This is a genomic window from Pseudoflavonifractor sp. HCP28S3_F10 (assembly GCF_052065415.1).
In the GTDB taxonomy this organism is placed as follows: domain Bacteria; phylum Bacillota; class Clostridia; order Oscillospirales; family Oscillospiraceae; genus Pseudoflavonifractor_A.
This window is the reverse complement of record NZ_JBQHUB010000031.1, coordinates 25,557-34,870: the sequence shown is the minus strand read 5'-3', so window position 1 is coordinate 34,870 and position 9,314 is coordinate 25,557. Positions and strand designations below refer to the sequence as shown.

Genomic DNA, 9,314 nt, shown 5'->3' with positions numbered 1-9,314 from the left:
GCTGCTGGGCGAGGTGGTGACCGACTCCACCAAGAAGAACCTGGAGATGCGCGTGGAGGCCGAGAACGGCGCCACCGCCGGCAAGACCGACCTGGCCAAGCGCGCCAAGGCCCTCAACCTGGACGCCATCCACGACACCGTCCACGAGATGGCCCGCGACGAGGCCCGTCACGGCAAGGCTTTTGAGGGTCTGCTGAAACGCTACTTTGGCTAGGAGCAGACGTTTATATCAGGCTGCGCGGTAAAGTCATAACGCATTTCGGAACAACACAAAAACAGGCGCCGCACGGGGAAAAGCCCTGTGTGGCGCCTGTCTCTTTTTATAGGGGGTGCGGGGCATTCTTAGAATGGCTGTGATGTGCTTATGAGCAGCATCAAGACCAGACAGGAGCCGGAACAGGCGGGAAAAAGATAACAGTTGCCCCACTCCGGAAAAATAATTAAAAAAACGGGGAAAAAGACTTGACGAACCGGGCGGAAGATGATATCCTATGGCTGTAATTAGTAATGATTACTGTTAAGAAGCCCGTTTTATTTCTTGGAGAATACATATCTTTTTAAACAGGAGGAATATTATTATGAAGAAGTTTGTCTGCTCTGTCTGCGGTTATGTCCACGAGGGTGAGGCTGCCCCCGATTTCTGCCCCATCTGCAAGGCTCCCGCTTCCAAGTTCATCGAGCAGGGCGGCGAGAAGACCTGGGCCGCCGAGCACGTGGTGGGCGTTGCCAAGGGTGCGCCCGAGGACATCATCGCCGACCTGCGCGCCAACTTTGAGGGCGAGTGCTCCGAGGTGGGCATGTATCTGGCCATGGCCCGCGTGGCGCACCGTGAGGGTTATCCCGAGATCGGCCTGTACTGGGAGAAGGCCGCCTATGAGGAGGCTGAGCACGCCGCCAAGTTTGCCGAGCTGCTGGGCGAGGTGGTGACTGACTCCACCAAGAAGAACCTGGAGATGCGCGTGGAGGCCGAGAACGGCGCCACCGCCGGCAAGACCGACCTGGCCAAGCGCGCCAAGGCCCTGAATCTGGACGCCATCCACGACACCGTGCATGAAATGGCCCGGGACGAGGCCCGCCACGGCAAGGCTTTCGAGGGCCTGCTGAAGCGTTACTTCGGCTAATTAAGAGCAAGGGATCTTGGGGGGAGCGGGGAGACCTGTTCCCCCTGTTTCTATGGAACGCGAAAACGGGACGGTACCCATCGGGTACCGTCCCGTTTGATGCAGAGGAGTGACTGTTTGTGCGGCCGGTTTACTTGTCCCGCTTTCCGGTCATCTGGGGCCGGACCACGAACAGCACCAGCAGGAAGCCCAGAGCGGACACGAGGGCGGCGGTGATAAACACGGAATTGACGCCGTTTTGGATGAGAGCCGCGCTGTTGGGGTCTGCGGCGATATTAATGTTATACACCGTACCCAGCACAGCGGCGGAGATGGTATTGGCCAGGGAGTTGACAAAGTTGACCAGGGAGGTACCAACGCCCATATCGGCGGGCTGCAGCGTGGCCTGAGCGGAGGGCGTGATGGAGACGGCGCGGAAGCTCTCCGCGATGCCGGTGATGGCCAGAGCCACGAAATAGATCAGAACGGAAGAGGTGGGGGTGGTGAATCCCATCAGGAACATGGGGATCGCCACGAAGAGGGTGCCCACAGCCATAGCTTTCCAGGCATTTCCGGCCTTTTTGCCGACCCAGGCGCCGGCGATGGTGGGCAGGAAGATGGTGATGATGGTGCGGGGCATCTGAAGCGCGCCGGCGACAGTGGTGGGAGCGCCCATCACGCGGATGGCGCCCATGGGGGCGTATACGTTCATGGCGCGCTGATAGAAGTAGCAGATGAAGCCAACGATGAGCAGAATGGTATAGTTGTGATTTTTAAAGAGGCGCAGGGGAATCAGGGGCTCGGCGGCCTTGCCTTCGATCTTGATCAGGGCAAACAGAGCCACGATGCCTACGGCAAAGCCGGCCAGGACGCGGGGGTTGGTCCAGCCCATGGAGGGGGCGAAGTTCAGCGCCAGCAGGATGCCGCACAGGGCGACCACCAGAGCGGCGATGCCGGGCACATCCAGGGCTACCTTGCCCTGGCGCTTCTGGTTGGGCAGATTCAGACCGATCAGGACCACGCCCAGGATCAGCGGGATGGCGGGCATGAGAATGGCCACGGTGAGCAGGCCCATATCGGTCAGGATGCCGGCCAGGATGCTGCCGCCGAAGCCGCCCACTGCGATGGCGGTGGCCAGCATGCCCATGGCCTTGGGCACGTCTTTACGCTCATTGATCAGGCTCACGATAATATAAGGAGCAGCGGTGAAAGCGCCCTGGGCCAGGCTCACCAGCAGGCGCAGCAGCATCAGCGGCACAAGAGAGCGGACAAATGCGAAAGCGATACCGGCAGCAACGCAGATGACACCGGGAATGACCACGATATTCCTGCGGCCTACCAGGTCGCCCAGCTTGCCGCCGATGGGAGTCATGATGGAGACGCCCAGCGCGGCAAAGATGGAGAACAGGGAGACATAGCCCATGGCGTTGACGCTCTCCAGAATGGGAGAGGTCAGGGTGTCAAAGACGAGTCCGTACATGGCTACGGACAGCATCATGCAGATACATCCGATCTGAACGGCGTTTTTCTTGCCCTTCGGCAGGGGGATGGCAACATTGGGCTGAGGCTGCTGATTCGACATGACCATCATTCCTTTCGGCGCTTGTTGCAGTCCTATTTATTGTGTTTCAGCCACTGGGTGGCGCAGTGGGCCAGACAGCTGGACCCGATGGGGCATACATCCTCGTTGAAAAGGACCTGGGGGCTGTGGGCGGGATAGCGGCCCCGCTCGTCCAGGAAGCCGGCGGAGAGGTACATAAAGGTGCTGGGGACCCGCTCGGCAATGGTGGCGAAATCCTCGGATGCGCTGGCGCAGATGCCGGGATAGGGCATCATGCCGGGGATGTTCAGCTCCTTCATATAGCCGATGAATTCCTCGGTGAGCTTGGGATCGCAGATCAGCGGGGCCACCTCGGAAATCATCTCGATCTCGGCCGTCCCGCCGTACATCTCGGCAGTTTTGACCGAGACCTCCTTCATCCGGCGGACCAGCAGCGCCCGGGCGGCGGGGTCGTTGGTGCGGATGGTGCCCTGGAGGAGGGCAGTGTCCGGGATGATGTTGGCGGCGGAGCCGGCGGAGAAGTTGCCGATGGTCATGACACAGGATTTGGAGGGGTCGGCCTCCCGGGCCATCAGGGCCTCCAGCGCCAGATAGATGTGAACTCCGATGTTGATGGGGTCAATGGAGCTGTGGGGATAGGCGCCGTGGGCGCCCTTGCCGGTGATCTTGATCTTGAAGCCGTCCACGGAGAACATCATGGGCCCGGTGGTGTTGTACATATACATGCCTACAGGCATCTTTCCGGTGGTGACATGGTAGGCCAGAGCCGCGTCCACAGGGGGATCTTCCAGGATGCCGTGTTCGATCATGTCCTTGCCGCCCTCAAAGGTCTCCTCGGCGGGCTGGAACATGAACTTGACCGTGCCCTCCAGTTCAGCTTCGTTCTCCTTGAGCATTTTGGCGGCGGTGAGCAGCATGGCCGCGTGGAAATCGTGTCCGCAGGCGTGGGCGGCGCCGGAGGGGCAGGCAAAGGGCTCGCCGCTCTCCTCCGGAAGGGGAAGGGCGTCCATGTCCGCCCGGAGCAGGATGACCTTTCCGCCTTTGCCCAGGGTCGCAGTGACGCCATACCCGCAGTCCCTGGGCTCCAAGCCGTATTCCCTGAGCTTTTCCATCACATAGGCCTTGGTCTTGGGCAGGTCCAGACCGACCTCGGCATTGGTGTGAAAGTAGCGGCGGTGGGCGATGGTCTCATCCTTCAGGGCCAGTGCTCTCTCATAGTAATTCATAGTGGGGCCTCCTTTACAGTTGCTGTCATTGGTGAGTGTGGAAGGCAGGCGGGAGACACGCATATCCGGCGGTATCGGGAGAGAGCCGGCCTCTCGTGGCTGCCTGAAGCAGGGAATGAAGATGATGCTTTATTATAACAGTTATCAATATTATGCTCAATAATCACTGTATTCTTACATGGAAAATTGGGGGATGACTGACGTTCAATTTACAGATTATTCATATTTCGGTCATGATTTAGCCGTAATTTGCAGGTATCATACAATTGGAAGCAGGGAAGAGCAGACCCGGCTTCCAGATTATCAGACACGCCAACCAATCCCTCTCCAAACCCCCTTTGCAAACACACAACACACACCCAAAAAACCCCGGCCATCGGCCGGGGTTTTTTGGGCCTTTTGGGAGACTGGGCGCACGCAATCTTGCAATCCGGAGCGGAAAGGGATATGATAATGTCTGCTGAATAAACCGCTTTGCGGTTTATTTGTGCGGCAGCAGTCGCACAATTCGATTAAAAGGGCCATTCTCAGCCCTTTTAACCGAATTCAGGCATTGTTGCAATGCGTATTTCCGATAAAGCGCCGCAGCGCTTTATCGGAACGTGCAAGGTTTTCGGGTGGTTTCACCCGAAAACCTTGCACCCGAACAAAGCTGATTGGCCCTGAAAGCCTTGGCTTTCAGGGCTTACAGCTTTGTTTAGTACGCATTATGATAAACGGTAATCAAAGGAGGCTTTATCATGCGCGATGGTTTTATCAAGGCAGCCGCCGGGACGCCCAGGATCCGGGTGGCGGACTGCCGGTACAACGCCGAGCAGATCTTCACCCTCATGCGGGAGGCCGCCAAGCAGGGCGTGCGGGTGCTGGCGCTGCCCGAGCTGTGCATCACCGGCTATACCTGCGGGGATCTGTTTTTGCAGGATACCCTGCTGAAGGGGGCGGAGGACGCCCTTTCCACGGTTCTGGAAGCCACGAAGAATCTGGATATGATCACGGCCCTGGGCCTGCCGGTGCGCTGGGGGGGCAAGCTGTACAATTGCGCCGCCGTGATCCACAAGGGGGAGCTACTGGGACTGGTGCCCAAGACACATATCCCCAACTACGGCGAGTTTTATGAGAAGCGCTGGTTCGAGGCCGCACCCGGCGAGGGCCGGATGATCCGTTTCTGCGGACAGGAGACCTATCTGGGCAGCGACGTGATCTTCCCGTGTGAGACGATGCAGGGGCTGACGGTGGGCGTAGAGATCTGCGAAGACCTGTGGGCGGCGGAGCCCCCCTCGGTCCGCCTGGCCGGCGCCGGCGCCGCGGTCATCCTGAACCTGTCGGCCAGCGATGAGGTGGTGGGCAAGGCGGAATACCGCCGCCAGCTGGTGGCGGGCCAGTCCGCCCGCCTGGTCTGCGGCTATGTGTACGCCGACGCGGGAGAGGGAGAGTCCTCCACCGACCTGGTCTTTGCCGGACACAACCTGATCGCTGAAAACGGTGTGCTGCTGGCGGAGCGCCGCTTTGCCAATGGCCTCACCGTCACTGAGCTGGATGTGCAGAGACTGGATTATGAGCGCCGCCGCATGACTACCTTCCGGGCGGGGGGGGAGGAACTGCTGGAGGTCCCCTTTGCGCTGGAGCCGGCCCCTACCGCCCTCACCCGCCATGTGAGCCGCACGCCCTTTGTGCCCGAGGACGCGTGGGACCGGAAAAACCGCTGCAACGAGATCCTGCTCATCGCCGCCCTGGGGCTGAAAAAGCGCCTGGAACACAGCGGCGCCAAGGCAGCAGTGGTGGGATTGTCCGGCGGTCTGGATTCCACCCTGGCCATCCTCATCACCAGCATTGCCATGAAGCTGATGGACCGGCCGGCCAGCGACATCATCGCCGTCACCATGCCCTGCTTCGGCACCACCGACCGCACCCGGGACAACGCCGTGGAGCTGGCGGAGCGCCTGGGAGCCACCCTGAAGCGCATTGACATCGGCGAGGCTGTGAAGGTCCACTTCCGGGATATCGGCCAGTCCATGGATGACCACGATGTGACCTTTGAAAACGGACAGGCCCGGGAGCGCACCCAGGTCCTGATGGACATTGCCAACCAGTGCGGCGGCCTGGTGGTGGGTACCGGCGACCTCTCCGAGCTGGCCCTGGGCTGGGCCACCTATAACGGCGACCACATGAGCATGTACGGCGTCAACGCCTCCATTCCCAAGACCCTGGTGCGCCACCTGGTGTCCTTCGTCTCGGATGACAAGGCGGAGGAGGATGAGCGCCTGTCCGCCGTTCTCTCCGACATTCTGGATACCCCGGTCTCCCCCGAGCTGCTCCCCGCCATCGAGGGCAAGATCGCCCAGAAGACTGAGGATCTGGTAGGGCCCTACGAGCTCCACGACTTCTTCCTGTACTACGCCGTCCGGTGGGCCTTCCCGCCCAAAAAGGTGCTCCGCCTGGCCGAGCACGCCTTCGGCCGCAGCTATGACCGTGCCACCCTGCTCAAGTGGCTGAAAAACTTCTACCGCCGCTTCTTCGCTCAGCAGTTCAAGCGTTCCTGCCTGCCTGACGGCCCCAAGGTGGGCTCCCTGACCCTCAGCCCCCGCGGCGACTGGCGGATGCCCAGCGACGCGGTGGCCGCCCTGTGGATGGACGAGCTGGAGGGGCTGAAGTGAGCGTGAGGAGCAGGAGCCAGTCGCCTTTGTGGGCCCCCCCGGGAAAGCGCGGTGCGTTTTTCCGGGGAAAGGAGGCGCAGCGGAGCGAGCGAGCGCCGGCAGAAGGCCTGCGCGAGGGATACGGGGCTTGTGCCGACGCGGCGGATGCCCAGCGACGCGGTGGCCGCCCTGTGGATGGACGAGCTGGAGGGGCTGAAGTGATATGAGAGAATATCTGGACCTGTTCTGGACCTTTGCCAAGATCGGGGCCTGTACCTTCGGCGGCGGCTACGCCATGCTGCCCATCCTCCAGCGGGAGCTGGTGGAAAAGCGGGGCTGGGCCACCGAGGAGCAGCTCTCCGACTATTTTGCCATCGGCCAGTGCACCCCGGGCATCATCGCGGTGAACACCGCCACCTTTGTGGGCCACAGCCGGAAGGGAAAGACCGGCGGAGTGGCGGCCACCCTGGGGCTGGTGTTCCCATCGCTGGTCATCATCATGCTCATCGCGGCTTTTTTACAGAATTTTGCCCATCTGCCGGTGGTGATCCACGCCTTTAACGGTGTGCGGGCCTGTGTATGCGCCCTGATCTTGTCCAGCGTGCTCAAGCTGCGGAAGAATACGGTCATTGACCGTCCTACTGCCGTGCTCTTCATTGTGGTGCTGCTGCTGGCCGCTATGGGGACCTTCGTGTCCTTTGACGGGGTGCCCGGCGGAGCGGTCATCGACTTCCTGCTGTCCCCCGTGGTGCTGGTGGTAGCCGCCGGCGCGGCGGGACTGTGTATCCGGGCGGCGAAAGGGGGCGGCAGGGCGTGATCTATGTGAGACTTTTCCTGGAGTTCTTCCAGGCCGGGCTCTTCTCGGTGGGGGGCGGACTGGCCACCATCCCCTTCCTTACCGACATTGGCGCCCGCACGGGCTGGTTCACGCCCGGGGACCTGGCCAACATGATCGCCGTGTCCGAGTCCACACCCGGCCCCATGGGGGTCAATATGGCCACCTATGTGGGATTCCACACCGGCGACGTGCTGGGCGGAGTGGTGGCTCCCCTGGGACTGATCTGCCCCTCCGTCATCGTGATCCTCATCATCGCCGGTTTTCTGCAGAAATTCCGGCAGAGCCGGGCGGTGGACGCCGTGTTCTACGGCCTGCGGCCCGCCTCCACTGCGCTCATCGCGGCGGCGCTGCTGCAGGTGTGTTCCATCGCGCTGGTGGACCTGAGCGCCCTGAATGGGGGAGATCCGGCGGCGGGCATCCGCTGGAAGGCGGTGGTCCTGGCCGCGGCGGTGTTCCTCTGCCTGCGGAACAAAAAGCTGAAAAAGCTCCATCCCATCGTGTTCATCGCCCTATCGGCGGTCGTCGGTGTGGTATTTCAGTTCTGATACTGATTTCAAATAAAATGCTTTATTTGAAATCCCACATTATCAAAAACAGAGCCCGTCCGGGACAAAACCGTCCCGGACGGGCTTTTTGCGCGGAAAAAGGCGGGGCGTCCGAAACGGACGCCCCGCCTGTCTCACCGGACCTGGCCGGTGCCGTAGATGACGTACTTGCTGGAGGTGAGCTCCTCCAGGCCCATGGGGCCCCGGGCGTGCATCTTCTGGGTAGAGATGCCGATCTCGGCCCCCAGGCCGAACTCACCGCCGTCGGTGAAGCGGGTGGAGGCGTTGACGTAGACCGCCGCCGCGTCCACCTGGTCCAGGAAGCGCTGGGCGGTGAAGTAGTTGTCGGTGACAATGGCCTCCGAATGGCCGGAGCCATGCCGGGCGATGAAGTCAATGGCCTCCTCGGGGCCGGAGACCACTTTGACCGCCAGGATGTAGTCGCCGAACTCGGTATCCCAGTCTTCGGCCGAGGCGGGGACCACCCAGTCGCCCAGGATGGCGCGGGTCTCGGGGCAGCCCCGGAGCTCCACCCGGTCGGCCTTCAGCAGCTGCCAGGCCATGGGCAGGAAGTCGGCGGCCACCGCCCGGTCCACCAGGACGCATTCGGCGGCATTGCACACCGAGGGGCGGGAGCACTTGGCGTTGTACAGGATGCGGGCGGCCATGTCCAGATCGGCGTCGGCGTCCACAAAGATATGGCAGATACCGGTGCCGGTCTGGATGACGGGCACACGGGCGTTCTCCACCACCGAGCGGATCAGGCCCGCGCCCCCGCGGGGGATGAGCACGTCCAGATATTCGGTCAGGTTCATCAGCTGGGCGGCGGTCTCCCGGCTGGTGTCGCACACCAGGGCGATGCAGTCCCGGGGCAGACCCACGGACTCCAGCGCGTCCCGCATGACGGCCACCATGGCGCTGCTGGAATGGAAGGCCTCCTTGCCGCCCCGGAGGATGACGGGATTGCCCGACTTGAGGCAGAGGGCGGCGGCGTCCACCGTCACATTGGGGCGGGCCTCGTAGATGATGCCGATGACCCCCAGGGGCACCCGGCGTTTGCCGATGGTCAGGCCGTTGGGCCGGGTGTACATTTTGGTGGTGACGCCGATGGGGTCGGGAAGGGACTTGACCTGCCGGACGCCCGCCACGATACCGGCGATGCGTCCCTCGTCCAGGGCCAGCCGGTCCAGCAGGGAGGGGCGCATGCCGTTCTCCCGGGCCTCCTCCAGGTCGGCGGCGTTGGCCTCCAGCACCCGGGAGGCATTGGCCTCCAGCGCGGCGGCGATGGCCTCCAGCGCTTCGTCCTTTTTTGCGGTACCCGCCACGGCCAGTACCCGGGCGGCGTTCCTGGCGGCCAGGCCCTGCGTTTCCAGAATCGTCATATGGATCACTCCTCTGTCAAAAAATCGGA

At 62.0% G+C, this 9,314-nt stretch carries 8 protein-coding genes and 1 pseudogene; 6 read left to right on the top strand and 3 right to left on the bottom strand.

Features of this window, described 5'->3' with window-relative positions; translation table 11 throughout:
* Positions 1-214: pseudogene (locus ACTNBZ_RS11805) on the top strand (NADH peroxidase); the annotation flags it as partial.
* A gap of 364 nt (positions 215-578) precedes the next feature.
* Positions 579-1,121: an NADH peroxidase gene (locus ACTNBZ_RS11800; protein ID WP_441209250.1), complete on the top strand. Its 543-nt coding sequence runs from the start codon at positions 579-581 to the stop codon at positions 1,119-1,121.
* Positions 1,122-1,251: 130 nt separating this feature from the next.
* Here ACTNBZ_RS11800 and ACTNBZ_RS11795 read toward each other — a convergent pair whose 3' ends face one another.
* Both ACTNBZ_RS11795 and ACTNBZ_RS11790 read right to left on the bottom strand, forming a co-directional pair.
* On the bottom strand, positions 1,252-2,682 hold the full coding sequence (locus ACTNBZ_RS11795) for an MFS transporter (protein WP_441210108.1): 1,431 nt from the start codon (positions 2,680-2,682) through the stop codon (positions 1,252-1,254).
* Positions 2,683-2,714: 32 nt separating this feature from the next.
* Positions 2,715-3,887, bottom strand: coding sequence for a M20 family metallopeptidase (locus tag ACTNBZ_RS11790; protein ID WP_441210106.1), 1,173 nt, complete (start codon positions 3,885-3,887; stop codon positions 2,715-2,717).
* A 740-nt stretch (positions 3,888-4,627) separates the two neighbouring features.
* Between ACTNBZ_RS11790 and ACTNBZ_RS11785 the strand changes: the two genes are divergently transcribed.
* From ACTNBZ_RS11785 to ACTNBZ_RS11770, 4 genes are read left to right on the top strand one after another with little or no spacing between them, the layout of a single operon-like run.
* Positions 4,628-6,541: an NAD(+) synthase gene (locus tag ACTNBZ_RS11785; RefSeq protein ID WP_441210104.1), complete on the top strand. Its 1,914-nt coding sequence runs from the start codon at positions 4,628-4,630 to the stop codon at positions 6,539-6,541.
* Between the two features lie 51 nt (positions 6,542-6,592).
* A complete protein-coding gene (locus tag ACTNBZ_RS11780) occupies positions 6,593-6,742 on the top strand; it encodes a hypothetical protein (protein ID WP_441210102.1) in 150 nt (49 codons plus the stop codon).
* Position 6,743: 1 nt separating this feature from the next.
* Positions 6,744-7,337, top strand: coding sequence for a chromate transporter (locus tag ACTNBZ_RS11775; RefSeq protein WP_441210101.1), 594 nt, complete (start codon positions 6,744-6,746; stop codon positions 7,335-7,337).
* Positions 7,334-7,903 (top strand): chromate transporter, encoded by a 570-nt coding sequence (locus tag ACTNBZ_RS11770; protein ID WP_441210099.1) that lies wholly within the window; start codon positions 7,334-7,336, stop codon positions 7,901-7,903. The genes ACTNBZ_RS11775 and ACTNBZ_RS11770 overlap by 4 nt, the downstream gene beginning before the upstream one ends.
* A 134-nt stretch (positions 7,904-8,037) precedes the next feature.
* Here the strand turns inward: ACTNBZ_RS11770 and ACTNBZ_RS11765 are convergent, their stop codons facing one another.
* Complete coding sequence (locus ACTNBZ_RS11765) at positions 8,038-9,285, bottom strand: glutamate-5-semialdehyde dehydrogenase (protein WP_441210097.1); 1,248 nt, start codon at positions 9,283-9,285, stop codon at positions 8,038-8,040.
* Between the last annotated feature and the right edge of the window lie 29 nt (positions 9,286-9,314).

Coding starts and splice junctions, on each gene's coding strand:
- ACTNBZ_RS11795 (WP_441210108.1), bottom strand. CDS start 2,682: ATGTCGAATCAGCAGCCTCAGCCCAATGTTGCCATCCCCCTGCCGAAG.
- ACTNBZ_RS11775 (WP_441210101.1), top strand. CDS start 6,744: ATGAGAGAATATCTGGACCTGTTCTGGACCTTTGCCAAGATCGGGGCC.
- ACTNBZ_RS11790 (WP_441210106.1), bottom strand. CDS start 3,887: ATGAATTACTATGAGAGAGCACTGGCCCTGAAGGATGAGACCATCGCC.
- ACTNBZ_RS11765 (WP_441210097.1), bottom strand. CDS start 9,285: ATGACGATTCTGGAAACGCAGGGCCTGGCCGCCAGGAACGCCGCCCGG.
- ACTNBZ_RS11785 (WP_441210104.1), top strand. CDS start 4,628: ATGCGCGATGGTTTTATCAAGGCAGCCGCCGGGACGCCCAGGATCCGG.
- ACTNBZ_RS11800 (WP_441209250.1), top strand. CDS start 579: ATGAAGAAGTTTGTCTGCTCTGTCTGCGGTTATGTCCACGAGGGTGAG.